Source organism: Microbacterium sp. 22242 (genome assembly GCF_052045495.1).
Taxonomy (GTDB): Bacteria; Actinomycetota; Actinomycetes; order Actinomycetales; family Microbacteriaceae; genus Microbacterium.
The window spans coordinates 178,113-201,155 of sequence record NZ_JBQEOZ010000001.1 but is presented as its reverse complement, the minus strand read 5'-3'; the positions used below and the strand labels follow the sequence as shown (position 1 = coordinate 201,155).

Below are 23,043 nucleotides of genomic sequence, written 5' to 3'. Positions count from 1 at the left end.
GAGCGGGAGACAACAGCGCATGACCTCCTTCCAGGCCGTCCCCGTCGTCGGCGAGGCGCCTCCGGCCGACTCCGTCGCGCCCCGCGACTCGACCCCGCAGGCGCCGACCTCGATCGCGCGGCTGAACGCCACGATCCGCGATTTCGTCGCGCAGTGGGGCACGGTCTGGGTCGAGGGCGAGGTCACGTCGTGGAACCTGCGCGCCGGCAACGTGTTCGCCCGCCTGAAGGACACCCGCTCGGATGCGCAGATCTCGGTCAGAGTGTGGTCGAGCGTGCGCGCCAGGATCCCCGCCGACCTCGCCGTCGGCGACCACGTCGTCGCCGCCGTCAAGGCCGACTACTTCGTCAAGGCCGGCGACTTCAGCTTCACCGTGTCCGCCATGAAGCACGTCGGCCTCGGCGATCAGCTCGAGCGACTGGAGCGTCTGCGCGTGCAGCTGCGCCAGGAGGGACTTTTCGACCCGTCCCGGAAGAGGCCGCTGCCGTTCCTGCCGCACGTGATCGGCCTGATCACCGGCGAGAACTCCGACGCCGAGAAGGATGTGCACCGCAACGCCGAGCTGCGCTGGCCGCAGGTGCGCTTCCGCACCGTGCACGCCGCCGTGCAGGGCGACCGGTGCGTGCCGGAGACGCTCGCGGCGCTGAAGCGGCTGGACGCGGATCCCGACGTCGACGTGATCGTGATCGCGCGCGGCGGCGGGGATCCGCAGACCCTCCTCGGCTTCAGCGACGAGCGCCTGGTGCGTGCGGTCGCCGCCGCCACGACACCGGTCGTGAGCGCGATCGGGCACGAGAACGACCATCCGCTGCTGGACGACGTCGCCGACCTCCGCGCCTCCACGCCGACCGACGCCGCCAAGCGGGTGGTGCCGGACGTCGGCGAGCAGCGCGCGCTCATCGGGCAGCTGCGGGCCCGCGCCACGACCCGCGTGTCGCAGCGGATCGCGCACGACATCGCGCAGCTGGAGCAGCTGCGCTCGCGTCCGGTGCTGCGGGATCCGGATCCGCTCATCGAGCGCCGTGCGCAGGAAGTGTGGCTCCTCGCCGCGCGGTCCCGCGACGCCCTCGGCCGGACGGTCGACGCGGCCGGCCGGCGCACCGCCGAGCTGCGCGCCTCCCTGCGCGCGCTGTCGCCGGCGGCCACCCTCGCCCGCGGCTACGCGATCGCGCACCGCGACGACGGAGTGATCGTGCGCGACGCCGCGGACGCCCCCGCCGGGACGGCGCTCACCCTCACGGTGGACCGCGGATCGCTGCGTGCGACGTCCGAGGGCGAGGTGCCGGAGGCGGCGGATCCGGCGGCGTCCGGCCCGGCGGGACGCCCCGATCAGCACGGTTAGGATGGTGGGGTGACCGTGTCGAACGAGCCGTCCGCGTCTGCGGGGATCCCCGCGGCCGTCGCCGATCCCGCGGATCTCAGCTTCGAGCAGGCCAGGGACGAGCTCGTGCGCGTGGTCGCCGAACTCGAGCAGGGCGCCCCCACCCTGGAGCAGTCGCTGACGCTCTGGGAGCGCGGCGAGGCCCTTGCCGCGCGCTGCGAGGAGTGGCTGCTCGGCGCCAAGCGCCGGCTCGACGCCGCCCGGTCCTCCGTCGAGGGAGACGCGCGATGAGCCGCGATCCGAAGCAGCCTCCCATCGTCGCGGAGCTCGGCCGTCCGGAGACCGCTCAGGAGGCCGCCGACCGCAAGGCCGCCTCCTCCGCCGCCTACCGTTCCAGCCAGACCTTCCGCGCGCTCATCGCCGCGCTGATCGCCACGGTCGGCGTCGTGCTGATCATCGTCCTCCTCGTGCCGCGCGGGGATGTCACCAGCGTTCCCGGCGTCGATCTGCACGGCGCCGCGAAGAATGCGCAGAGCACCATGGACCGACCGGTGCTCGTGCCTGTGCTCCCCTCCAACTGGCGGGTGAACAAGGCCGTGCTGGTCGACGGCAAGCCCGCGGTGTGGGACATCACGGCCGCGCCCGAGGCCGCGGACGCGCGGGGCTACGCGCACATCGCGCAGGCTTTCGACGCCGACGCGAGCTGGGCGCTGACGCCGCTGCACGGCACGGCGCCGAAGGGCACGATCTCCATCGGCGGCCGCAGCTGGGATCAGTACGAGCTGCCCAGCCCGGACCAGTCCGGCAACATCACCGACGCCCTCGGCGCGCAGGTCGGCAAGGACTACATCCTGGTCTACGGCGCGCTGGGCAAGGCCGCCACGGCCGAACTGGTCGCCAAGATCAGCCCCCAGATCGATCATCTCGAAAGCGGACGATGACACCTCCCCACGCGCGCGCCCTGACCCCCGACGAGGCCTGGAACCTGATGCTGGAGGGAAACCGGCGGTTCGTCGCCGGTGAGCCCGAGCATCCGAACCAGGACGTGGGCAAGCGCCACCAGCTCGTCGACGGGCAGGCCCCGCTGGCGACGCTGTTCGGGTGCTCCGACTCGCGGCTCGCGGCCGAGATCATCTTCGACAAGGGCCTCGGCGACCTGTTCGTCGTCCGCAACGCCGGCCAGGTGCTCGGCGAGTCGATCGTGGCGAGCCTCGAGTACGCGGTCGCCATCCTCGGCGTGCCCCTGATCGTGGTCCTCGCGCACGACAGCTGCGGCGCCGTCCGGGCCGCGATCGACGGCACCGCGATCGACGCGACCCCGCTCCCCCCGCACATCTGGCGCCTCATCGCGCCGATCGTGCCGGCCGCCCGCAAGGTGCTCGCCGAGCACGGCGGATCCACGACCGACGACATCGACGCCGAGCTCGTCGGCCGGGAGCACCTGCGCAACACCGTGGACGACCTCCTGCAGTCGTCCGAGCTGATCGCCGCCGCGGTCGCCGAGGGCCGCCTCGGCGTCGTGGGCGCGAACTACCGGCTGGGCGACGGCACCGCGATGCCGGTCGTGACCGTGGGCCTCTCCGGCGCCCGCCCCTGAACATCCCCCGTCATCCCGTCACATCTGGAGGAACAGCAGTGGCTGATACCGAGTACCGCATCGAACACGACACCATGGGCGAGGTGCGCGTGCCCGTGAACGCCCTGTACGGGGCGCAGACGCAGCGCGCGGTGGAGAACTTCCCCATCTCGGGCAAGGGCCTGGAATCGACGCAGATCGCCGCGCTCGCCCGGATCAAGAAGGCCGCCGCGCTCGCCAACAAGGAGCTCGGCACGCTCGACGGCGCCATCGCCGATGCGATCGCGCAGGCCGCCGACGAGGTCGCCGCGGGCAAGCACGACGGCGAGTTCCCGGTCGACACGTACCAGACCGGATCCGGCACCAGTTCGAACATGAACATGAACGAGGTGCTCGCGACCCTCGCCACCCGGATCCTGGGCTCGGCCGTGCACCCGAACGACCACGTGAACGCCTCGCAGTCGTCCAACGACGTCTTCCCCACCTCGGTGCACATCGCCGTCACCCAAGCGCTCATCGACACCCTCATCCCCGCGCTCGACCACCTCGCCGTCGCCCTCGAGGCGAAGGCCGAGCTGTGGAAGGACGCGGTCAAGTCCGGCCGCACCCACCTCATGGACGCCACCCCGGTCACGCTCGGCCAGGAGTTCGGCGGCTACGCACGGCAGATCCGGCTCGGCATCGAGCGCGTGCAGTCGGCGCTCCCCCGCGTCGCCGAGGTGCCGCTCGGCGGCACCGCGGTCGGCACCGGCATCAACACCCCGCTGGGCTTCCCGCAGAAGGTCATCGCACTGCTCGCCGCCGAGACCGAGCTGCCGATCACCGAGGCCAAGGACCACTTCGAGGCGCAGGCCAACCGCGACGGCCTCGTCGAGGCATCCGGCGCGCTGCGCACGATCGCGGTGTCGCTGACCAAGATCAACAACGACCTGCGCTGGATGGGCTCCGGCCCGAACACCGGCCTCGGCGAGCTGCACATCCCCGACCTGCAGCCGGGCTCCTCGATCATGCCGGGCAAGGTCAACCCGGTCATCCCCGAGGCGACGCTCATGGTGTGCGCGCGCGTGATCGGCAACGACGCGACGGTGGCCTGGGCCGGCGCCTCCGGATCCTTCGAGCTCAACGTCGCGATCCCGGTCATGGGCACGGCGCTGCTGGAGTCGATCCGCCTGCTGTCCAACGCGGTGCGCGTGCTGGCCGACAAGACCGTCGACGGCCTGCAGGCCAACACCGAGCGCGCGGCCGCGTTCGCCGGCATGAGCCCGTCGATCGTCACCCCGCTGAACAAGGTCATCGGCTACGAGGCCGCGGCGAAGATCGCCAAGCACGCGGTCGCGAAGGGCATCACCGTCCGCGACGCCGTGATCGACCTCGGCTACGTGGAGCGCGGCGAGATCACCCTGGACGACCTCGACGCCCGGCTCGACCTGCTCTCGATGACGCACGCCGGCTGATCCCGGATCCGGTCCGTCGGTCCTGCCGGCTCCCGGATGCCGCGGCCCCTTCGGGGGTCGCGGCATCCGTCGTCTCCGGGTGTCGGATCCGCCCCGCGTGCGTCTACGTCGCGCCGGGCGCGCGCGCCCGGCAGACTCTGTCCCGATCCGCCGAGACTTGACGCGCATTCCTCGGCGATCCGTGACATCCTCGGCTCGGCGGGCGGGTCGGCAGGAGCGCGCGGATCCGTTCGTCCTCCACACCCACGCGGAAGGCCGAGTTCCGCCCCGATCCCGTACCGCGATGCCCAGACGACGGCGCGGATCGCCATGTTGTTTGCATGCTCTCCGCACCAGACACTCTGGCTCGTATCGGCGGCATCGCCACCGGCGCCCGCCTGCAGGAACTCGGCTTCAGCCGCCGTTCTCTTGCCCGCCTCGTGCAGAAGGGCGTCCTGGAACGGATCCGTCCGGGTGTCTTCGCCCTCCCGAGGATCGAAGCCGACGTGCGCACAGCCGCCGCCCATGGCGGTGCGCTGAGCTGCGTGAGCGTGCTGCGCCGGCTCAAGGTCTGGGTGCTCTCGGACTCCGACGCGCTGCACGTGTGGCTGGGGCCGAACCACCATGCGCAACAGCACGATGGCTGCACGTGCGTGTCGCACTTCTACCGCGGCACTCCTGCTCCCGGCCACACCGATCTGGAGACGGCCCTGGTCCACCTCTACCGGTGCCAGGGGGACGAGGCGTTCTTCGCCTCGTTCGAGTCCGCCTGGCGCAAAGGGTTGTTGTTCCGCAGTGCGCGAGCCAGGATCCGAGCCGCGCTTCCGCAGACAGCCCGATGGCTGATCGATCTCGCTCGACCCGACGCCGACAGCGGGCTCGAGTCGCTGCTGCGGCTGCGACTGCACCTCCTCGGGATCCAGCTCGACTGCCAGGTCCGGATCCATGGTGTCGGTGTGGTCGATTTCGTGGTGGCGGGACGTCTGATCCTCGAGGCAGACGGCAAGGAGAACCACGACGGATCTTCGCAGCGCCACAGGGATCGTCAGCGAGACGCGATCGCCTCCCGCCTGGGGTACGAGACTCTGCGCTTCGACTACGCGCAGATCATCCACGATTGGCCGACCGTTCAAGCCGCCATCCTCGCGGCGCTCGCCCGTCACGCCGCCTGAACCGGCCTCTCGGCGTGACCCTCCTGCGTAAGGGCGAGCGGTGTCCCGCCCGGCCGACGATGTCACGATCCGCCGAGGAATCCTTCGGATCGGTCGGCGATCCGGGACAGGCTCGGCCCGGCGGGCTCAGCCCGGCGGGCGCGGCCCGGCGGGCTCGGGCGTCCGCCAACCGCCGGATCGCGGCCTCAGCTGAGCTCTCCGCCCTCCAGCAGCTCGGTGACCAGCGCGGCGATCGCGGAGCGCTCGGAGCGCTGCAGCGTCACGTGGCCGAACAGGTCGTGGCCCTTGAGCGTCTCGATGACGCTCGCGACGCCGTCGTGCCGGCCGACGCGCAGGTTGTCGCGCTGGCCCACGTCGTGCGTCAGGACGACCCGGGAGTTCTGGCCCATCCGGCTCAGCACCGTCAGCAGCACGTTGCGCTCGAGGGACTGCGCCTCGTCGACGATCACGAACGCGTCGTGCAGCGAGCGTCCGCGGATGTGCGTGAGCGGGAGCACCTCGAGCATGCCGCGCGCGACGACCTCCTCCAGCACATTGCCGGAGACCACGGACCCGAGCGTGTCGAACACCGCCTGTCCCCACGGGCCCATCTTCTCGCCCTGGTCGCCGGGCAGGTAGCCGAGCTCCTGGCCGCCGACGGCGAACAAGGGCCGGAACACGATGATCTTCTTCTGCTGCTGCCGCTCCAGCACGGCCTCCAGGCCCGCGCACAGGGCCAGCGCCGACTTGCCGGTTCCGGCGCGCCCGCCGAGGGAGACGATGCCGACCTCCGGATCCAGCAGCAGGTCGATCGCGATGCGCTGCTCGGCGGAACGGCCGTGCAGGCCGAAGACCTCGCGGTCGCCGCGCACCAGGGAGTACTCGCCGTCACCGGTGATGCGCCCGAGGGCGGATCCGCGCTCCGAGTGGATGATCAGGCCCGTGTTCACGGGAAGGCCGAGCGCCTCCTCGCTCGTGCCGACCTCGCTCTCGTACAGATCGCTCATCTCGTCGCCGGAGAGCGCGATCGAGCTGATCCCCGTCCAGCCCGAGTCGACGGCCTGCTCGGCGAGGTACTCCTCGGCGTTGATGCCGAGGGAGGCCGCCTTGACCCGCATCGGCAGGTCCTTCGAGACCACCGTGACCTCCTGGCCGTCCTGGGCGAGGTGCATCGCGATGGCGAGGATCTTCGAGTCGTTGTCGTTCAGGCGGATCCCGCTCGGCAGCACGCTCTGATCCGTGTTGTTCAGCTCGACGCGGAGCGTGCCGCCCTCGCCGATCGGGACCGGGAAGTCGAGCCGGCCGTGCTCGACGCGCAGCTCGTCGAGGTGGCGCAGCGCCTGCCGCGCGAAGTAGCCGATCTCCGGGTCGTTCCGCTTGCCCTCGAGTTCGCCGATCACGACGACGGGGAGCACGATGGAGTGCTCGGCGAAGCGGAAGAACGCCCGCGGGTCGGACAGGAGCACGGACGTGTCGAGCACGTACGTCTTGAGGTCCTGATCGGGCGAGGATCCCCGGTCCTTCTCCTGAGCGCTGGTGCGGGTGCTGCTGTTCAGTGCTGTACGTGCGGCCACGACCCTCTCCCGACCCGGGATGCTTCCCGGTGATAGGCGAGTCGACCAGGGGGCCACGAGTCGCGATCCTGAAGGCCGACTCGATCGGGCGCCGTGCCCGATGCCATGAACGTACGGCTCCGCGAGCCCTTGGCGCGTCTCCGACACGCGAGGTTGAAGGTTAAGGCGCGATGAACTCTGCGGCACCGGCGAGGGCGCCCTCCAGCATGCCGAGGGTCTCGGCCGTCGTGCCCGCGTGCGGAGCCACGCGCACGTGCCCGGCCCGCACGGTCGCGCGCACTCCCGCCTCGGCCAGCGCCGCCCCGAGCCCCGCCGGATCCGCCGGCGCGAGCACGACGATCCCGGCGCGCTCGGCGGGATCCCGCGGCGAGACCACGGGCACGCCGTGCCGATCGGCGGTCTCGAGCACCGCGTCGACGTTGCGGGCGAGAGCCGCGGCGATCTCGGGCACGCCCGTCCTCCGGACCTCGGCCACCGCGGCCGCCGAGCGGCCGGCGGCGAGCTGATCGGGCGCGCTCACCGCGTACGCCTGGCCGGACGCCGCCGGACCCGCCAGCGCGTCGACCGGCAGCCCGGCGGCCGAGGTCGCGATCCTCCCGCTGAGCACCGGACGGATCCGCTCCCGCGCCTGTGCGGTGAACCGGGCGAACCCGGTGCCGCGTCCCGCGCGCAGCCACTTGTAGCCGTGACCGACCACGACGTCGGCGACGGACCAGTCCTCGTCCACCACGCCGAACGACTGCACCGCGTCGACGATCAGCAGCCGATCCGGTCCGAGCAGCTCGCGCAGCGCCGGCAGATCCGCGCGATACCCCGAGCGGAAGTCGACGTGGCTGACGACGAGCGCCACCACGGCGGGATCCAGCGCGTCCGCTGCGGCGTCCGCGGTGACGCGGCTGTCGGCGGGCGCGATCCAGCGCGGCACGAGCCGCCCGGCCGCCGCCTCGGCCGCGCGCGCGAGGGTGATGGTGACGCTCGGGAACTCCGCCGACGAGGCGACCACGGCGCCGTCCAGCCCCGCGAACGCCTGCTGCAGCGCGTGCGTGGACGACGGGTGCAGCGTGACCTCGTCCGCGTCGGCGTCGAGCAGCACGGCGAGCTCCTGCCGCGCGGCGGTCCCCTGCCGGCCCGCGGCGGCGATGTCCTCGGGCCGGCCCGATGCGAGCAGGGCGGCGTCGGCGTCCAGGGCTGCGCGGGCGGCCGGCGACACCGGGCCGAACGCGGCCCAGTCCAGATAGCCGGGATCCTCGACGAAGGTCTCCGTGTACGCGTCGATGGCACTCCGCACGGGTGTTCCGGTCATCGGATCAGTCTCGCACGCGAGAGACCTGCCGCTCTCAGCGCCCGAAGCGGCGGTCGCGGTCGGCGTAGTCGCGGATCGCGCGCAGGAAGTCGACCTGGCGCAGATCCGGCCCCAGCGCCTCCACGAAGTAGAACTCGCTGTGCGCGCTCTGCCAGAGCAGGAAGTCGCTGAGGCGCTGCTCGCCGCTGGTGCGGATGACGAGGTCAGGATCCGGCTGCCCGCCGGTGTACAGGTGCTCGCCGATCATCTCCGGCGTGAGGTGCGCCGCGAGGTCCTCCAGCGTGCCCCCGGACGCCTCGTGCTGGGCGATGATGCTGCGCACGGCGTCGACGATCTCGTTGCGCCCGCCGTAGCCCACGGCGAGGTTCACGTGCAGGCCGGTGTGCGCGCCGGTGCGCTCCTCGGCGTCGGCCAGCACCCGCGCGAGCTCGGGCGGCAGGATGTCGGATCGGCCGACGTGCTTGACCCGCCAGTTGCCCTCGCGGGAGAGCGCGTCGGCGAGCTCGCCGATGATCTCGATGAGATCCGCGAGCTCGGCCGAATCGCGCTTGCGCAGGTTGTCCGCCGAGAGCAGGTACAGCGAGACCACCCCGATGCCGAGCTCGTCGCACCAGCCCAGGAACTCGCGCATCTTCGCCGCGCCGGCGCGGTGACCGTGCGCAGCGGTGGCGTAGCCGAGCTGGCGCGCCCAGCGCCGGTTCCCGTCGATCATCATCGCGACGTGGTGCGGCACCGTGGACGGATCCAGGCGCCGCCGGAGCCGCCGGGTGTACAGCCGATAGAGGGGTCCGCTACCAGGCTGATCCGACCGTGCGCTCACTCCCCTACGCTACCGCGCACGCCCGCCCGGCGAGGGAGCGCGCGCTGTCACGATCCGCACAGGATATGTGCCGCTCAGGGCATGCCGGGCGGCTTAGAGTGTGGCCATGCGCCGAGCGATCCCGAACGCCGCCCCCGACGTGCCCCAGCTTCCGCTGCTCGAGACCGGCTCCACCGGCGTGCAGGCCGAGATCAAGCCGACCTGGCGCGGGTGGATTCACGCGGGCACCTTCCCCGTCGCCGTCGCGGCGGGCATCGTGCTCATCGTGTTCGCGCACGGAGCTCCCGCGAAGTGGGCGGCGGCGGTCTTCATGATGACCTCGATGCTGCTGTTCGGCAATTCCGCGCTGTATCACCGGTTCGACTGGAAGCCGCGGACCAAGGCGATCCTGAAGCGGATCGACCACGCGAACATCCTGCTCCTGATCGCCGGGACCTACACCCCGCTCGCGACGCTCGCGCTTCCCCCGGGCGAGGGCGTGCTGCTGCTGTCCCTGGTGTGGTCGGGCGCGCTGCTGGGGATCCTGTTCCGCGTGTTCTGGATCAACGCTCCGCGCTGGCTCTACGTCGCCCTGTACCTGCTGCTCGGCTGGGCCGCCGTCATGTACCTCGTCGACCTGCTGCACGCGAACGTCGCGATGATGGTGCTGGTCTGCGTGGGCGGGCTGCTCTACACGGCCGGCGCGATCGTCTACGCGCTGAAGCGTCCGAACCCGTGGCCCGGCAGGTTCGGGTTCCACGAGATCTTCCACGTCTGCACCGTGCTGGCGTTCCTCTGCCACTGGGCCGCGTGCCTGCTGATCTCGCTGGCTCCCCTGCACCCCTCGCTCGGGATGCCGGCCTGACTCAGGCCGTGGGGCCGCCCGTCCCGCCCTGGCCCGCGTCGTCTCCGCTGTCTTCGCCGTGCGTGGCCGCCTCCTCCGCGTCCAGCTCTGCACGCACCTCTTCGCGGTAGCGCACCCGGCGGATCCGGCGCTGCATGTCCCAGATCAGTGCCGCCGCGAGCACGACGATGACCGCGACGATCGCGAAGCCGACCGGCCCAGGGCTCACCAGGTTCGGGTCCACGGTCGGAGTCGGCGTGGGCGTCGCCGCCGCGGCCGCGAGGAGCGCCTCGATCATCACAGTGCCTTTCTGGTGAGACCCTTTCGGGCCGCGGGCGTTCCCGGTGGGGCCCTTTCGGGCCGCGGGACTTCACGGGATACCCTGGAACCACCAGCCTAACGATCGGATGCACCCCGCCGTGACGACGCAAGCCCAGCTCGATGAGCGCTACGGCCGCGGGCCCCGCAGACGCCTGCCGATGATCCTCGGCGGAGCGGTCGCGGTGGCGGTCGTCGCGGTGCTCGGCTGGTGGACCTACCAGGGCTCCGCGGACGCCGTGGACGTCACGGATCGCGGCTTCGCGCTCACGGATCCGCACACCGTGACGGTGTCGTTCCAGATCTCCGCGCCGACCGACCGACCGGTGCACTGCATCCTCGAGGCGCAGGACGAGGAGTTCGGGATCGTGGGCTGGAAGGTCATCGCGTACCCTGCCTCGAGCCAGCGCGCGAGGGCGTTCACCGAGCGCATTCCGGTGGTCGGCGAGGCGACGACCGGTTTGGTGAACTCCTGCTGGGTGTCCTAGGCTCGTCGTGTTGAGCGACGCCCCGGCACGTGCCGGGGCGTCTTGGCATATCCGGGGCAGTCCGCCCGGATCCGATTCGCAAGGAGTTTCGCCGTGTCGAACGACGCTCAGGTCCCCTTCCTCACGCAGGAGGCGTACGACCGTCTTGTCGCGGAGCTGGAGCAGCTCTCCACGGTCGGTCGCGATGAGATCGCCAAGCGCATCGAGGCCGCACGTGAAGAGGGCGACCTCAAGGAGAACGGCGGCTATCACGCCGCCAAAGACGAGCAGGGCAAGATGGAGGCGCGCATCCGCACGCTGGAGTCGCTGCTGAAGACCGCCAAGGTGGGCGAGGCCCCGGCCAGCCGCGGCATCGTCGAGCCGGGCACCGTGGTGACCGCGACCGTCGCGGGCGGCGAGGAGGTCTTCCTCCTCGGCAGCCGCGAGATCGCCGGCGGCACCGACCTCGACGTGTACAGCGAGGCGAGCCCGCTCGGATCCGCGATCCAGGGACTCAAGGTCGGCGACAAGACCTCGTACGAGGCTCCGAACGGCCGCTCGATCGAGGTCGAGATCCTCAAGGTCGAGACCTTCTCGGGCTGACCCCGCGACAGACGACGAACCCGCCGTGCCATCGAGGGCACGGCGGGTTCGTCGTCTACGCGGGTTCTAGTCCTGCACCACCACGGGCTCGAAGCCGGCGGCGCGCAGGGTGTCCAGGGTCAGCTCGGAGTGCTCCGGGCCGCGGGTCTCCACGCTCAGCTCCAGGATCACGTCGTTGATCTGCAGGCCGTGGCCGTGCCGCGTGTGCATGGCCTCGATCACGTTGGCGCCGGCGTGCGCGATGAGCTCGGAGACCTGGGCGAGCTGGCCAGGGCGGTCCGGGAGCGGGATGCGCAGCGTCAGGTAGCGGCCGGACGCGGCGAGGCCGTGCGAGACCACGCGCTGCAGCAGCAGCGGGTCGATGTTGCCGCCGGACAGGACGGCGAGCGTGGTACCGCTGTTGTGCACCTTGCCGGAGAGGATCGCGGCGACGCCGACCGCGCCGGCCGGCTCCACGACGACCTTGGACTGCTCGAGCAGCAGCAGCAGGGCGCGGGCGATGTCGTCGTCGCTGACGGTGACGACCTCGTCGACGAGCTCCTGGATCATGCCGAACGGCACGTTTCCGGGGCGGGCCACGAGGATGCCGTCGGCGATCGTGGGCTGGGTCGTGATCTCCACCGGGTGGCCCGCCGCGAGCGAGGGGCCCATCGCGGCCGCGTTCTCCGCCTGCACGCCGATCACCCGCACCGTGCGGCCCTGCTCGGCGGCGCGGGCCTTGACGGCTGCCGCGACGCCGGCGATGAGGCCTCCGCCGCCGATCCCGAGCACCACCGTGTCGACGTCGGGCACGTCGTCGATCAGCTCCAGTCCGAGCGTCGCCTGGCCGGTCACGACATCGCGGTGGTCGAACGGCGGGATGAGCACGGCGCCCGTGCGCTCGGCGAACTCGGCGGCCAGCCGGAGCGAGGTCGCCACGGTCTCCCCCTCGAGGACGACATCGGCGCCGTACCCGCGGGTCGCCAGCAGCTTCGGCACCGGGACGCCCATGGGCATGAAGATCGTCGCCTTGATCCCGAGCGCCTGCGCGGCCAGCGCGACGCCCTGCGCGTGGTTGCCCGCCGAGGCGGCGACCACGCCACGGCCGCGCTCGTCCGGGGTGAGCTTGGACAGCCGGTGCACCGCGCCGCGGATCTTGAACGAGCCGGTGCGCTGCAGGTTCTCCATCTTCAGCAGCACGGGCGACCCCAGCACCTTGCCGAGCGCGATCGACGGCAGCGTGGGCGTTCGCACGATCACGCCGTCCAGGCCGTCCGCGGCCTGCTGGATCTCGGCGAGGGTCGGGATCGTCTCGTTCGTCATCGCGTGCTCCTTCTCCGCACCCGCGGCACGGTCTGCCAGATGTAATCGCCGTCAGGGTCGGCGCCGGTGCGCCAGGCACCGGAGTTCACGGTCACGGCCGCGACGTTCACGAAGGCCGCGAACGGCACGGCGAACAGGGCCCCGGGGATCCCCGCGATCAGCGCGCCCCCGGCCACGACGAGGACCACGGCGAGCGGATGCACCTTGACCGCGGATCCCATCAGGATCGGCTGCAGGATGTGCCCCTCGATCTGCTGCACCGCGAGCACCACGACGAGCATCCACAGGGCGATCCACGGCCCGTTGTAGACGAGGGCGAGGAAGACCGCGAGGGTGCCGGTGACGACCGCGCCGACGATCGGGATGAAGGATCCGAGGAACACCAGCACCGCGACGGGCACGGCGAGCGGGACGCCCAGCATGAACGCGCCGAGGCCGATGCCGACGGCGTCGATGAACGCGACCAGCATCTGCGTGCGCGCATAGTTGATCACGGTCGCCCAGCCGTTGCGGGCGGCCGCGTCGACGGCGAGACGCGAGGACCGCGGGAACAGCTTGAGCGTCCAGCGCCAGATCCCGCCGCCGTCGGCGAGCAGGCAGAGCAGGATGAACACGGTGAGCAGCGCTCCGGTGGCCACGTGCCCGAAGGTCGAGCCGACCGCGATCGCCCCGGACTTCAGCAGCTCGCCCTGCTCGGAGAGGAAGGTCATCCCCTGCTGCAGGAAGTCGCTGAGCTGCTTCTCGGTGAGGTGCAGCGGGCCCTCGATGAGGAAGCGCTGAAGCTGCCCCGTGGCGGCCACGGTCCTGCTCTGCACATCGTGCCACTGCTGCGTGATCTGCCAGATCGCGAGCCACAGCAGCCCGCCCACGATCGCGATGGTGCCGACGAGGGAGATCACGATCGCGAGCCAGCGCGGGAAGCGCGCCCGCAGCATCGCGCTGAAGGCCGGCCACAGCAGCGCCGTGACCAGGATCGCGATCAGCAGCGGCACGACCAGGATCTTGAACAGGATCACCAGCCAGACCAGCACGCCGACGGCGGCCGCGATCACCAGCAGCCGCCACGAGTACGCGGTCGCGATGCGGAGTCCGGTCGGCAGGGATCGCTCGACCTCGTCCGTGACATCCACGCGCCCCGTCACCGAGCGCCGCCTGATGAGATCGCGGAGGCGAAGACTCTCATCACTCATCGGCCCAGTCTACGGGCGCGGAGCGGGGCGCCCGTCTCGACGTCGGTGGCCGCGGCTACGCTGGCCGACGTGATCGAGACCCGCACCGCCACCGAGACGATGAGCGCCGCCGAGGCCCGCCGGATGGCCCTCGCCGCGCAGGGGTTCTCCCGGCGGCGACCCGGCGCCCCGGCGGCACGGCACCTGCACACCGCGATGGCGCGCATGGGCGTGCTGCAGATCGACTCGGTGAACGTGTTCGCGCGCTCGCACTACCTGCCGCTGTTCTCCCGGCTCGGCGCCTACGATCCGGGCCTACTGGATCGCGCGGTGCTCTCCCGTCCGTCACCGTCGCGACCGGGGCGCTACACCGAGTACATCGCGCACGAGGCCACCTTCCTGCCGGTCGAGGACTGGCCGCTGTGGGGCTTCCGCCGGGACGCGTTCCTCCGCAAGCGCGGCGAGTTCTGGGGGCAGAGCTCCTCGGCCCGCACGCTCGACTGGATCCGCGCCGAGCTGCGGGATCGCGGACCGTCGCGTCCCGCCGAGATCCGCGGGGACGCGCCGGGCGGCCGCGGCGGCTGGTGGGAGTGGGACGAGGTGAAGCACGCCCTGGAGTACCTGTGGCGGATCGGCGAGGTCGCGATCGCCGGGCGGGACGGCTTCGAGCGCCGGTACGCGCTCGCCGCGGACGTCGTGCCCGCCGGCCTCCTCGGCCGGGATCGTCCCCGTACCGAGGCGATCCGCGAGCTGGTCCGCCGCGCCGCGCGCTCGCACGGCGTCGCGACCGCCGCCGACCTCGCCGACTATTACCGGATCAAGGATCGCGGTGCGGTCCTGGCCGCGATCGACGACCTGGTCGAGGCCGGCGAGCTCGCCCCGGTGCGGGTGCGCGGCTGGGAGCGCGGCGGGCGGCCGATCCCCGCGTGGCGGCACGTCGACGCGGTTCTCCCCCGCCGGATCGACACGGCCGCGATCCTCACCCCGTTCGACCCGGTGGTCTGGTTCCGGGATCGGGCGCTGCGCGCCTTCGCGCTCGACTACCGCATCGAGATCTACACGCCGTCACCGCGGCGCCGCTACGGCTACTACTCGCTGCTGGTCCTCGTCGGCGACCGGATCTCGGCGCGGATCGACCTCAAGGCGGATCGCGCAGCCCGCACGCTGCTCGTGCAGTCGGCGTGGTGGGAGCCGCAGGCCCGGCCCGCGGACGACGTCGAGCGGATCGCCGCGGAGCTGCGCACCGCGGCGGCGTGGCAGGGGCTGGAGCAGGTGTCCGTCTCGGCGTGGGGCGACGCCGCCGGCGATCTCGCGGACGTGCTCATGTCGCATCCGGAGCGGGTGCTGCGCCACGACGTGGGACGGACGGAGCTGGTGCCGCTCCCGGCCTGAGCCGGGAAAGCGAAACGGCCGCCACCCGACGGCTCGGGACGGCGGCCGCTTCGATCGGCTCGGACAGGGTCAGAACTGGACGCGCGGAGGCTCGGCGATCGCGGCGCCGTCGACGACCTCGAAGAACTCCCGCTCGGTGAAGCCGAGGTTGCGGGCGAACAGGTTGTTCGGGAACACCTTGATCTTGGTGTTCAGCTCGCGCACTCCCCCGTTGTAGAAGCGGCGTGAGGCCTGCACCTTGTCCTCGGTGTCGACCAGGGCGGACTGCAGCTGCAGGAAGTTCTGGCTGGCCTGCAGCTGCGGGTAGGCCTCCGCGACCGCGAACAGGCTCTTCAGCGCCTGCTGCAGGTGGCCCTCCGCGGCTCCGGCCTCGCCGGGGCTGGACGCAGCGAGCGTCTCGGCGCGCGCGCGGGTGACGTTCTCGAAGACCGCCTTCTCGTGCGCCGCATAGCCCTTCACGGTGTCGATCAGGTTCGGGATGAGATCCGCCCGGCGCTTGAGCTGAACGGTGATGTCGCTCCAGGCCTCATCGACGCGGACCCCCAGCTGCACGAGCGAGTTGTAGGTGGCCCAGAGATAGATGCCGACGGCGGCGATCAGAACGACGATCACCCCGACGACGACGAGCACAGGAACGAGAACATCCACGGACGAAGACCCCCTTGCAGACGCGGTTTGGGGCCATCCTATCCCCGCATCCTCCGCGAACGCCGGGCTGCCAGGGAACGGTCAGCCGCCGAGGACCCGCTCCAGGTGGCGGTTGCTGAACCGGCGCTCGGGATCCATCCGATCCCGCAGCGTCACGAAGTCGTCGAACCGCGGATAGCGCTTGCGCAGCTGTGCGGCGTCGAGGGTGTGCAGCTTTCCCCAGTGCGGGCGCCCGCCGTGCGCGAGCATGATCGTCTCCACGGCCTCGAAGTACTCGCGGGGGTCGCGTCGCCAGTAGCGGTGCACGGCGATGTAGGCGGAGTCCCGCTCGTGCGCGGTCGACAGCCACCGGTCGTCGGCGGCGGCGAAGCGCACCTCGATCGGGAACTCGATCCGCCAGCCGCGCTGGGAGATCAGCGCCATCACCTCGCGGAACGCGGGGACCACCTGATCCTGCGGCAGCGCGTACCCCATCTCGCGGAACCGCACGGTGCGGCTCTGCGTGAGCACGCGATGCGAGAGGTCGGTGTACTCCCGGTCGCCGGTGAGCTTCACGGCAAGCCTGCTGAACGGCGGCGTGATCGCCGGGGCGAGCCCGCCCGCCGCGCACACCACCCGGTACACGCCGTTGGAGAGCAGGGTCTCGTCGATCCACCGGCCGACCCGGGGCAGCGGGTGGCGCACCGCCGACTCCGGCAGCCGCTCGGTGGTCTTGGTGAGGGCGACGTCGGTGTGCGGGAACCAGTAGAACTCGAAGTGGTCGGCCGCGGCGACGCGCTCGTGCACGGTCTCGAGGACCTCGTCCAGTGGCGCCGGTGCGTCGACCGCGTGCACGACGAACGCCGGGACGCATTGCAGAGTCACCTCGACGAGGATCCCGAGGGCGCCGAGGCCGAGCGCGACGGCGGGCAGCAGCTCGGCGTTCTGCGCCTCGTCCACGCGAAGGAACTCCCCCTCGGCAGTGATCAGGGTGACGCCGACCACCTGGGCGGCAAGGCCGCGGAAGGCTGCGCCGGTGCCGTGGGTCCCCGTCGAGACCGCTCCGGAGATCGACTGCCGGTCGATGTCGCCGAGGTTCTCCATGGCGAGCCCGTGCGGGGCGAGCAGCGCGGGCAGCCGGTGCAGTCGTGTGCCGGCCAGCAGGGTGACGCGCGCCCGCGGCTCGTCGACCGAGACGAGTCCCTGCAGGTCGTCGAGCTCGAGCAGCACGTCCGGGGCCGCGGCCACGCCGGTGAAGCTGTGCCCCGCGCCGACCGCCTTGATCCGCAGCTTCTGCGCGCGGGCTGCGAGCACCGCCCGCTGCACGCCCTCGGGGCTGCGGGGGCGCTCGACCCTGAGCGGACGGATCGAGGCCGACCGGCCCCAGTTCTGCCAGGTTCCCCCGAGTTGCGTCACAGCAGACCCCTTCGTGTCACAGGAACGCCTTTCCCTCACCGCGATACGTGGGCAGCTCGCCGGCGACGCGGTCGCCGTCGACGAGGTGGTAACTCGAGGTCCGCTCCGCCGGTTCGCCGCTCTTCGCGTGGCGCAGCCACACCCGATCGCCGATCCGCAGCGTGCGGGCCCCCTCCCCGCGCAGCGGCGTCTGCACCTCGCCCGCCGCTTCCCGCGGCGCGGTCCGCAGACCCTGCGGCCACACCGGCTTCGGCTGACGGGAGGCGACGGGCGGACCGGACGCGATCCACCCGCCACCGAGGATCGTGGCGATGTCGGGCGCCGGGCGGCGCACGACGTCGAACGCGAAGGCGCTGGCGGGCGCGGGATCGAACGCGCGGTAGCCGTCGAACAGGTGCCCGGCGAGCAGTCCGCTGCCCGCCGTGATCTCGGTGAGCACGGGATCGGATCCGGTGTACTCGAGGGATCCGGTGCCGCCGCCGGTGACGAACTCGAGCGGCACGAGAGCCCGCACGGCCTCGACGATGCGGGCTCGCCGGTCGCGCAGTTCCTGGCGCGAGCGCGCCTGCACGGCCCTGATCAGCGTGTCGCCGCTGCCGGTGTCGTCGCCCTGCCCCGCGATCTGCGCCTCGTACATCTGCAGCCCGACCAGGCGGAACCCGTCGCGCTCGGCCGCGCGACGGGCGAACCGGGCGACCTCGTCCGGCGTGTGCAGCGGCGAGCGGAAGACGCCGATGTGGCCGAGCGCGGGGGCGCGCCAGGACGCGTCGGCGTCGATCGCGATGCGCACGCGCGGCCGCCGCGCCGGTCCGGCGACGTTGTCGATGAGGTCGAGCTGGGAGTCGTCGTCGACCATGAGGGTGATCCGCGCGGCAGCCTGCTCATCGGCGAGCAGCCGCTCGAGGCTCGACCGGTCGGCGGTCGGGTAGGCCAGCACGATGTCGTCGTGGTCCTCGGCGAGCCAGAGCGCCTCCGCGAGGGTGAACGCGAGCAGCCCGCGATAGCCGGGCACCCGCAGGGCGGCGTCGATGACCTCGCGCACGCGCACCGACTTCGTGGCGATGCGGATCGGCAGCCCGCCGGCGCGCACCACCATGTCCATCGTGTTGTAGCGCAGCGCTGCGAGATCGATGACCGCGACGGGCGCCGGCAGGTGCGCCGTGGCCCCGGTCAACCGCGGCCACCACCGGGCCGGGTCCTCCCAGGCGTGCGCAGCGGATCGGACGGACGCGTTCGCGTGGCCCTGATCGGCGATGAGCTCGAGCACTCCCCCACCCTATTGGCTCCGAGTCAACGTCGCTCGCGGGCCCGCGCTCGCTAGGCTCGAGGAACGGCCCCCGTAGCCCAACGGCAGAGGCAGGCGACTTAAAATCGCTTCAGTCCGGGTTCAAATCCCGGCGGGGGCACTCCAAGTAATCCCCCCTGATCGGCTCTTTTCCCGCACCTGACCAGGCGGGCACATTCGACTTTCTTGGCGAATCCATCGCTTACTCATCGCTTTGGATCCACGCGCCGAGCGCCGAGGTCGCGTCCGGGCCGACGTGCAGCGGCTGGATGTAGTGCTTCCGCGTCACGGCTGGCGACGCGTGGCCGAGCTGCCCCTGCGCCGCTTCGACCCCCATGACGTCGCGAAGCAACGTTGCAACCGCCTTCCGTAGCGATCGCGGCGATAGGCCCGCGTAAGGGGTGCCCGCGAGCGCTTCCCGCCAGTTCCTTCCGAGGTTGTGCGGCCAACGAAGGGTCCCCGTGGCAGACGGAAAGACCCACTCGCAGTAGGAGTCGATTCGTCGGCGCGTGAGCACATCGGTGGCGAACCCGGGGAGCAGTAGTGTGCGGCGCGAGGAGTCCGACTTCGGGTGGGGCTGAACCATCACCTTCCCGTCATCGCCGATGACGACCGTCCCTCGGATGCTGACGGTCGCCGGCGTGCTCTCGAGGTCAACGTCAGCCCACCTCAGAGCGAGCACCTCGGCGGTTCGCGCACCGGTACCGATGAAGACGTCGAAGAGGTCGCCGAGCTCGGCGCTCCGAGTTGCACCTCGCTTGTCGGGCGTGACGTCGTACGCCCACATGATCCACCGCATCGCCCGCACGTCAGCGACGGAGGGAGCAGTGACGGCCTTTCTCGCCTGCATGATCCGGCCAGCGTCACGCACTGGGTTCGCGCGCATGGCACCGTGTCGCACCGCCAGAGCGAAGACGTGCTGCAGGAGTGTGCGCGTCGTCTTTGCCGAGCCGGCGCCGTTCTCCTGCGTGACACGCTTGAGGAATCGATCCACGCGGGGAACGGTGACCTCAGCCAATCGGACGTCACCGAAGCCCTTGCCGATGATGGTTTCCAGGATCTGCCGGTAGCGGTTGCGGGTGGCGATCGCAAGATCGTCTCGCTCCGGCTCGGTGAACCACTTCGCGGCTGCTGCGCGCACGGTGCTGTTCGATGTTAGATCTTCGCCGGACGGCGCGAGCCGCTTCTTCAGCGCCTTGACGAGGTTCCGCTCGGCCTCGGCCGGCGTCCGGCCGCGTCGCTGCATTATGCGAGTCACACCGTCGCTGTCTCGATAGCGGCACACGGCGACGTCCTGTCCGTCGATCGTGGTGCGTCGGATCTTGCCCCACGTCTCGAGCTCGAGCGGCGGCCTAGCCATGATCGGTCACGGTGTGACGTACGGCGGGAGTCACAACAAGGTCACGCGAGGGGTCCTCAGTCAGTCCCGATTTCGTCGTAACGGCGCGGGGCCTGTGGATAACTCCGCTTTCCCTGAGCGCGAACCAGATCCGCGAGGTTCCGGGGATTTCGAGGGTGCCGCGGCGTGCGTCACGCCGTGACTCCCCGTGTGAGTCATGGCGGCGGTTCGGCTTCCCCGACCCGACCCGACCCGTTAACCCCTTCTCTATCGAGAAGGGGGCGCGCGTGCGCGACGCCCACCCCCCTGTGGACAACTTCACTGTGCTGAACGCGACGGCTGCTACCACGTCACACCCCCGTTTCTGACTTCGGGCCTACTTACTCGTGAGCGTGCCGAACGTGGCCGTGACGCCCTCGGCCTGACATGCGCGCTGAACTGCAGTGATCTTGCCGTTGATGTCGTCGTATTGTCCGGTCATGATCGGCAGCAGATCAGGCCAGTGATCGACCATGGCGAGCATCCGGTCTTTCACGGTTCCTTGTGCCGTGAGAGCGACCTCATCGAATGAGACTCGGACGGCTTCCCACATATCCTTCGCGGGACCAGTGCTGTTGTTCACCTTCGAGGGGATAGACATGGTGAGCGCGGCGAAGTTCACACAGGCGGCCGAGTTCGGATCCGGAGTCCAGGATGGTGTCGGACTGGATTTCGGCTCGGCCGTCGGAGACGCGCAACCAGACAGCGCGAGAACCGCAAGCAGAGCTGGAACGACGAGTTTCTTCATGGATTCCCCAAGGTGATCGGTTGCTGATTCAGGCGACGTGGGTTCGACGAGCCCACTGGCGAGTGCCGAGTCGTGGATCGAGGTACACGTGCTGATCTGTGCGCAAGAGCAACCCCTGGAAGGCTGCGAGCGTTGATCGCATGACGCCGAGCTCGAGCGCCATCGCGCCGGCGTGGCCGTCGTGGATCTCCTCGACATGGCGGTAGTCGTCCAGGGAGATGAGGCGCAGTGCGCCCCATTCCTCGGCGGCGCGCTCCTGCTTCGCGTGCACGGGCCCGAACCGGGTCGAGTGGTGCCCGAAGGCGTGATGGCCGAGTTCGTGCGCGAGAACGCACCGGTGGAGTCGGGCGTTCATGCCTGGACGCAGGCGGGTGAGCTTCCGGTCGACGTATGACTCTCCGTCGCGACCGTCGCGTAGGCGCTTGTACTCGATGGTGACTCCGGCCTGGTCGACCAGGTCAGCGAGGTAGCTGTCGATGGGTGTCATTGCTCGTCCGTCGGTTCGGGGTCCGTCACGCGTGCGACGGCGTCGTCCACGTCATCCTGCTGGTCGGCGCCGACATTGCGACCAAACCGGCCGTGGATCACGTTCTGCGCGGCTGCTGCACGCGCCTCTGCCCGGCTGAGCAGTTCCCGGGCGAGTGCTACATCACTCAGGTCCTGAACGTTGATCTTGACCTCTCGAATACGCGCCTCCGCGTCGGTGATGTACTCAGCTTCTGCGAGCGCCTCGACCACCGGTCGGTCGTAGCTGCGGGCGAACTTGAGCACGAATTCGACGGCGGGGCGGTTCCCTTGCTTCCAGCGGGTGACGTTCGACTTGTCGATCCCGACCTTGTTGGCCACCTCGATCGCCTGGACCTTGCCCGCGACGGTCTGGACGTATATCCACCAGCGTGTCTCTCCCATGCGAGAGAGCGTAGTTGTGCAACAGCAACTGCGCAAGTGGTTGCGGCAATCACACTCGTAGTTGCACAACGGTCCTCAATGGTGTTACCGTCAGTTGCAGGTCAGCAATCGCTGGTTGCACAACTGCACGAAAGGGTGTCATATGGCCACTCTCTGCATCGACGTCGAGGCATTCAGCGCAGCCCGCCACGCCCAGGGGCTCGACACAGTGAAGTCGCTGGCTGATGCGCTCAGCCTCGACAAGGGAACCGTCTCGCGCGTTCTCAACGGTGAGTCTGCGCCAGGCCCGAAGTTCATCTCGTCCGTCCTCCTGACGTTCCCCGTGAAGTTCGAGGACGTGTTCAGCGTCGTAGATCACGACCTAGTGTCGGCGACCGTTCCGCACAAGGCGGCGGCGTGATGGTCGCCGACGTGACTGACGCCGAGGTCGCGACTTCGAGGCCCCTCGTGGGCCCGTTCCTCACTACGAAGCAGGCGGCGGACTACTGCGGGATGCCGACGCAGTCGCTCTACAACCGCCTGTCGAAGGGCACTGGGCCGAAGGTCCACAAGCAGGGAGCCCGTAACAAGTTCCTGCTCGACGAGCTTGACGAGTGGATGACCTCCGAACTCGCCGCAGCCTGAGCCACCACAACGAGGAACCGCCCCTGCTGGAACAGGAGCGGTTCGAGAAAGGGAGCAGATCAGATGCTCAAGGAGATCATACCGGATCCGCAGGATGCGGACCTGTCGGATCAGAAGTCCCCGTTCCAGCCGTACGCGCCCGTGGACGCCGTGCAGCATGTCGCGGACACCGCGCCGCTGCCCGCGATCGTCCCGGAGCGCCGCCCGCACCAACTCCCGCGGCTGCCGTTCGCGCCGTGGCGGTTCATGGCGATCGCCGCGATTCTCATCACCGCGATCCCGTGCGGCATCGCCGCCGCCGATCCCACGCTCAACACCGCAGACGCGGTCGTTGGCGGGCTGCTGGTCGCGTTCGTGCTCGTGTTCGTCATCCCGGGCAAGGACATCTGATGGCCGACGCGATGACCCCCGAATCGGCGCAGGCCGTCACCACGATCTATTCGCCGCTGAGCGAGGCCGACAAGGCGCGCGCCCGCCGCATGATCGCGAAGCGGATCCCGGATCCCGCTGAGCGCGCACAGGTCGAAGCGATGCTCGGGATGGCCGCCTGATGGCCGGCATGCCTGGGAACACTGCCTGGCCCGAGGCCCTCCCGGCTGTGTATGACCTCGATCACGCCGCGGCATGTGATCAGTGCCAGGGCACGGACATGACAACGGATCTCGACTGCGGCGATTGCGGACGGTTCGGTGTCGCACTGGTCGTCCGCGTGACCCACTCGATCGCGTTCGTCCACTGTCCGCTCTGCGGCAGCGAGCACGACCTCCCCAACGACCACGACGACGAGCGCGACTGACGCTCACC

Annotated in this window: 28 protein-coding genes and 1 tRNA gene; 16 read left to right on the top strand and 13 right to left on the bottom strand. The window is 70.5% G+C overall.

The features are described from left to right. The first annotated feature begins 19 nt into the window (after window positions 1-19). From xseA to ACTJJZ_RS00890, 6 genes are all read left to right on the top strand, one after another. Window positions 20-1,342: an exodeoxyribonuclease VII large subunit gene (gene xseA, locus ACTJJZ_RS00915; RefSeq protein ID WP_440719286.1), complete on the top strand. Its 1,323-nt coding sequence runs from the start codon at window positions 20-22 to the stop codon at window positions 1,340-1,342. A 9-nt stretch (window positions 1,343-1,351) separates the two neighbouring features. Beyond that, complete coding sequence (locus ACTJJZ_RS00910) at window positions 1,352-1,612, top strand: exodeoxyribonuclease VII small subunit (RefSeq protein WP_440719285.1); 261 nt, start codon at window positions 1,352-1,354, stop codon at window positions 1,610-1,612. Continuing rightward, window positions 1,609-2,262 (top strand): DUF4245 family protein, encoded by a 654-nt coding sequence (locus ACTJJZ_RS00905; protein WP_440719284.1) that lies wholly within the window; start codon window positions 1,609-1,611, stop codon window positions 2,260-2,262. The genes ACTJJZ_RS00910 and ACTJJZ_RS00905 overlap by 4 nt, the downstream gene beginning before the upstream one ends. After that, a complete protein-coding gene (locus ACTJJZ_RS00900) occupies window positions 2,259-2,918 on the top strand; it encodes a carbonic anhydrase (protein ID WP_440719283.1) in 660 nt (219 codons plus the stop codon). Before ACTJJZ_RS00905 ends, ACTJJZ_RS00900 begins: the two co-directional genes overlap by 4 nt. A 38-nt stretch (window positions 2,919-2,956) precedes the next feature. After that, window positions 2,957-4,351 (top strand): class II fumarate hydratase, encoded by a 1,395-nt coding sequence (locus tag ACTJJZ_RS00895; RefSeq protein ID WP_440719282.1) that lies wholly within the window; start codon window positions 2,957-2,959, stop codon window positions 4,349-4,351. Window positions 4,352-4,671: 320 nt separating this feature from the next. Continuing rightward, window positions 4,672-5,502 (top strand): DUF559 domain-containing protein, encoded by an 831-nt coding sequence (locus ACTJJZ_RS00890; protein ID WP_440719281.1) that lies wholly within the window; start codon window positions 4,672-4,674, stop codon window positions 5,500-5,502. 185 nt (window positions 5,503-5,687) lie between these two features. Here the strand turns inward: ACTJJZ_RS00890 and ACTJJZ_RS00885 are convergent, their stop codons facing one another. From ACTJJZ_RS00885 to ACTJJZ_RS00875, 3 genes are all read right to left on the bottom strand, one after another. Beyond that, a complete protein-coding gene (locus ACTJJZ_RS00885) occupies window positions 5,688-6,962 on the bottom strand; it encodes a PhoH family protein (protein ID WP_440719435.1) in 1,275 nt (424 codons plus the stop codon). A gap of 253 nt (window positions 6,963-7,215) precedes the next feature. Next, complete coding sequence (locus ACTJJZ_RS00880; protein ID WP_440719280.1) at window positions 7,216-8,358, bottom strand: aminotransferase class V-fold PLP-dependent enzyme; 1,143 nt, start codon at window positions 8,356-8,358, stop codon at window positions 7,216-7,218. A 34-nt stretch (window positions 8,359-8,392) separates the two neighbouring features. After that, on the bottom strand, window positions 8,393-9,178 hold the full coding sequence (locus tag ACTJJZ_RS00875; protein ID WP_440719279.1) for an isoprenyl transferase: 786 nt from the start codon (window positions 9,176-9,178) through the stop codon (window positions 8,393-8,395). Between the two features lie 106 nt (window positions 9,179-9,284). On the opposite strand from ACTJJZ_RS00875, the gene trhA reads away from it, so the two are divergent. Next, a complete protein-coding gene (gene trhA / locus ACTJJZ_RS00870) occupies window positions 9,285-10,022 on the top strand; it encodes a PAQR family membrane homeostasis protein TrhA (protein ID WP_440719278.1) in 738 nt (245 codons plus the stop codon). Between the two features lies 1 nt (window position 10,023). Here trhA and ACTJJZ_RS00865 read toward each other — a convergent pair whose 3' ends face one another. Further along, the gene (locus ACTJJZ_RS00865) at window positions 10,024-10,299 is read right to left on the bottom strand and encodes a hypothetical protein (protein ID WP_440719277.1); all 276 of its coding nucleotides are present in this window, start codon (window positions 10,297-10,299) and stop codon (window positions 10,024-10,026) included. Between the two features lie 121 nt (window positions 10,300-10,420). Here ACTJJZ_RS00865 and ACTJJZ_RS00860 point away from each other — a divergent pair, with 121 nt between their 5' ends. Together ACTJJZ_RS00860 and greA are read left to right on the top strand one after the other, a co-directional pair. Continuing rightward, on the top strand, window positions 10,421-10,807 hold the full coding sequence (locus tag ACTJJZ_RS00860) for a DUF4307 domain-containing protein (protein ID WP_440719276.1): 387 nt from the start codon (window positions 10,421-10,423) through the stop codon (window positions 10,805-10,807). A 93-nt stretch (window positions 10,808-10,900) separates the two neighbouring features. Beyond that, a complete protein-coding gene (greA, locus tag ACTJJZ_RS00855) occupies window positions 10,901-11,389 on the top strand; it encodes a transcription elongation factor GreA (RefSeq protein ID WP_440719275.1) in 489 nt (162 codons plus the stop codon). A 66-nt stretch (window positions 11,390-11,455) separates the two neighbouring features. Here the strand turns inward: greA and ilvA are convergent, their stop codons facing one another. Beyond that, on the bottom strand, window positions 11,456-12,691 hold the full coding sequence (gene ilvA, locus ACTJJZ_RS00850) for a threonine ammonia-lyase (protein WP_440719274.1): 1,236 nt from the start codon (window positions 12,689-12,691) through the stop codon (window positions 11,456-11,458). Then, window positions 12,688-13,881: an AI-2E family transporter gene (locus ACTJJZ_RS00845; RefSeq protein ID WP_440719273.1), complete on the bottom strand. Its 1,194-nt coding sequence runs from the start codon at window positions 13,879-13,881 to the stop codon at window positions 12,688-12,690. The genes ilvA and ACTJJZ_RS00845 overlap by 4 nt, the downstream gene beginning before the upstream one ends. Window positions 13,882-13,950: 69 nt before the next feature. Between ACTJJZ_RS00845 and ACTJJZ_RS00840 the strand changes: the two genes are divergently transcribed. Further along, window positions 13,951-15,252, top strand: coding sequence for a winged helix-turn-helix domain-containing protein (locus tag ACTJJZ_RS00840; RefSeq protein ID WP_440719272.1), 1,302 nt, complete (start codon window positions 13,951-13,953; stop codon window positions 15,250-15,252). Between the two features lie 69 nt (window positions 15,253-15,321). Here ACTJJZ_RS00840 and ACTJJZ_RS00835 read toward each other — a convergent pair whose 3' ends face one another. The 3 genes from ACTJJZ_RS00835 to ACTJJZ_RS00825 all read right to left on the bottom strand — a co-directional run bounded on the left by ACTJJZ_RS00835 (window position 15,322) and on the right by ACTJJZ_RS00825 (window position 18,562). Then, entirely contained in the window at window positions 15,322-15,900 is a 579-nt protein-coding gene (locus ACTJJZ_RS00835; RefSeq protein WP_440719271.1) for a LemA family protein, read from the bottom strand. A gap of 81 nt (window positions 15,901-15,981) precedes the next feature. Next, on the bottom strand, window positions 15,982-17,295 hold the full coding sequence (locus tag ACTJJZ_RS00830; RefSeq protein WP_440719270.1) for a D-arabinono-1,4-lactone oxidase: 1,314 nt from the start codon (window positions 17,293-17,295) through the stop codon (window positions 15,982-15,984). 16 nt (window positions 17,296-17,311) lie between these two features. Then, a complete protein-coding gene (locus tag ACTJJZ_RS00825) occupies window positions 17,312-18,562 on the bottom strand; it encodes an alanine racemase (protein WP_440719269.1) in 1,251 nt (416 codons plus the stop codon). A 66-nt stretch (window positions 18,563-18,628) separates the two neighbouring features. Here ACTJJZ_RS00825 and ACTJJZ_RS00820 point away from each other — a divergent pair. After that, a tRNA-Leu gene (locus ACTJJZ_RS00820) sits at window positions 18,629-18,701 on the top strand. Between the two features lie 81 nt (window positions 18,702-18,782). On the opposite strand, the gene ACTJJZ_RS00815 is transcribed toward ACTJJZ_RS00820, so the two are convergent. From ACTJJZ_RS00815 to ACTJJZ_RS00800, 4 genes are all read right to left on the bottom strand, one after another. Next, window positions 18,783-19,940 carry a site-specific integrase gene (locus ACTJJZ_RS00815; RefSeq protein ID WP_440719268.1) on the bottom strand — a complete coding sequence of 386 codons (1,158 nt, stop codon included), beginning with the start codon at window positions 19,938-19,940 and terminating at the stop codon, window positions 18,783-18,785. A gap of 355 nt (window positions 19,941-20,295) precedes the next feature. Then, window positions 20,296-20,706 (bottom strand): hypothetical protein, encoded by a 411-nt coding sequence (locus ACTJJZ_RS00810; protein ID WP_440719267.1) that lies wholly within the window; start codon window positions 20,704-20,706, stop codon window positions 20,296-20,298. 28 nt (window positions 20,707-20,734) lie between these two features. Further along, window positions 20,735-21,193: an ImmA/IrrE family metallo-endopeptidase gene (locus ACTJJZ_RS00805; protein ID WP_440719266.1), complete on the bottom strand. Its 459-nt coding sequence runs from the start codon at window positions 21,191-21,193 to the stop codon at window positions 20,735-20,737. Next, on the bottom strand, window positions 21,190-21,615 hold the full coding sequence (locus tag ACTJJZ_RS00800) for a hypothetical protein (protein WP_440719265.1): 426 nt from the start codon (window positions 21,613-21,615) through the stop codon (window positions 21,190-21,192). Before ACTJJZ_RS00800 ends, ACTJJZ_RS00805 begins: the two co-directional genes overlap by 4 nt. Before the next feature lie 142 nt (window positions 21,616-21,757). Between ACTJJZ_RS00800 and ACTJJZ_RS00795 the strand changes: the two genes are divergently transcribed. From ACTJJZ_RS00795 to ACTJJZ_RS00775, 5 genes are all read left to right on the top strand, one after another. Continuing rightward, complete coding sequence (locus tag ACTJJZ_RS00795) at window positions 21,758-22,015, top strand: hypothetical protein (RefSeq protein ID WP_440719264.1); 258 nt, start codon at window positions 21,758-21,760, stop codon at window positions 22,013-22,015. A gap of 11 nt (window positions 22,016-22,026) precedes the next feature. Beyond that, complete coding sequence (locus ACTJJZ_RS00790; protein WP_440719263.1) at window positions 22,027-22,239, top strand: helix-turn-helix transcriptional regulator; 213 nt, start codon at window positions 22,027-22,029, stop codon at window positions 22,237-22,239. Between the two features lie 63 nt (window positions 22,240-22,302). After that, a complete protein-coding gene (locus tag ACTJJZ_RS00785) occupies window positions 22,303-22,629 on the top strand; it encodes a hypothetical protein (protein ID WP_440719262.1) in 327 nt (108 codons plus the stop codon). Next, the gene (locus ACTJJZ_RS00780) at window positions 22,629-22,790 is read left to right on the top strand and encodes a hypothetical protein (protein ID WP_440719261.1); all 162 of its coding nucleotides are present in this window, start codon (window positions 22,629-22,631) and stop codon (window positions 22,788-22,790) included. Before ACTJJZ_RS00785 ends, ACTJJZ_RS00780 begins: the two co-directional genes overlap by 1 nt. 98 nt (window positions 22,791-22,888) lie before the next feature. Beyond that, window positions 22,889-23,035, top strand: a complete 147-nt coding sequence (locus ACTJJZ_RS00775) for a hypothetical protein (protein ID WP_440719260.1) — start codon at window positions 22,889-22,891, stop codon at window positions 23,033-23,035. Window positions 23,036-23,043: the final 8 nt, after the last annotated feature.

What these genes read in the sequence shown, in the direction of transcription:
- ACTJJZ_RS00800 (WP_440719265.1), bottom strand. Translation starts at nt 21,615, where the DNA reads ATGGGAGAGACACGCTGGTGGATATACGTCCAGACCGTCGCGGGCAAG.
- ACTJJZ_RS00815 (WP_440719268.1), bottom strand. Translation starts at nt 19,940, where the DNA reads ATGGCTAGGCCGCCGCTCGAGCTCGAGACGTGGGGCAAGATCCGACGC.
- ACTJJZ_RS00785 (WP_440719262.1), top strand. Translation starts at nt 22,303, where the DNA reads ATGCTCAAGGAGATCATACCGGATCCGCAGGATGCGGACCTGTCGGAT.
- ACTJJZ_RS00845 (WP_440719273.1), bottom strand. Translation starts at nt 13,881, where the DNA reads ATGAGTGATGAGAGTCTTCGCCTCCGCGATCTCATCAGGCGGCGCTCG.
- ACTJJZ_RS00810 (WP_440719267.1), bottom strand. Translation starts at nt 20,706, where the DNA reads ATGAAGAAACTCGTCGTTCCAGCTCTGCTTGCGGTTCTCGCGCTGTCT.
- ACTJJZ_RS00880 (WP_440719280.1), bottom strand. Translation starts at nt 8,358, where the DNA reads ATGACCGGAACACCCGTGCGGAGTGCCATCGACGCGTACACGGAGACC.
- ACTJJZ_RS00905 (WP_440719284.1), top strand. Translation starts at nt 1,609, where the DNA reads ATGAGCCGCGATCCGAAGCAGCCTCCCATCGTCGCGGAGCTCGGCCGT.
- ACTJJZ_RS00795 (WP_440719264.1), top strand. Translation starts at nt 21,758, where the DNA reads ATGGCCACTCTCTGCATCGACGTCGAGGCATTCAGCGCAGCCCGCCAC.
- ACTJJZ_RS00865 (WP_440719277.1), bottom strand. Translation starts at nt 10,299, where the DNA reads ATGATCGAGGCGCTCCTCGCGGCCGCGGCGGCGACGCCCACGCCGACT.
- ACTJJZ_RS00780 (WP_440719261.1), top strand. Translation starts at nt 22,629, where the DNA reads ATGGCCGACGCGATGACCCCCGAATCGGCGCAGGCCGTCACCACGATC.
- ACTJJZ_RS00890 (WP_440719281.1), top strand. Translation starts at nt 4,672, where the DNA reads ATGCTCTCCGCACCAGACACTCTGGCTCGTATCGGCGGCATCGCCACC.
- xseA (WP_440719286.1), top strand. Translation starts at nt 20, where the DNA reads ATGACCTCCTTCCAGGCCGTCCCCGTCGTCGGCGAGGCGCCTCCGGCC.
- ACTJJZ_RS00805 (WP_440719266.1), bottom strand. Translation starts at nt 21,193, where the DNA reads ATGACACCCATCGACAGCTACCTCGCTGACCTGGTCGACCAGGCCGGA.
- ACTJJZ_RS00900 (WP_440719283.1), top strand. Translation starts at nt 2,259, where the DNA reads ATGACACCTCCCCACGCGCGCGCCCTGACCCCCGACGAGGCCTGGAAC.
- trhA (WP_440719278.1), top strand. Translation starts at nt 9,285, where the DNA reads ATGCGCCGAGCGATCCCGAACGCCGCCCCCGACGTGCCCCAGCTTCCG.
- ilvA (WP_440719274.1), bottom strand. Translation starts at nt 12,691, where the DNA reads ATGACGAACGAGACGATCCCGACCCTCGCCGAGATCCAGCAGGCCGCG.
- ACTJJZ_RS00775 (WP_440719260.1), top strand. Translation starts at nt 22,889, where the DNA reads ATGACAACGGATCTCGACTGCGGCGATTGCGGACGGTTCGGTGTCGCA.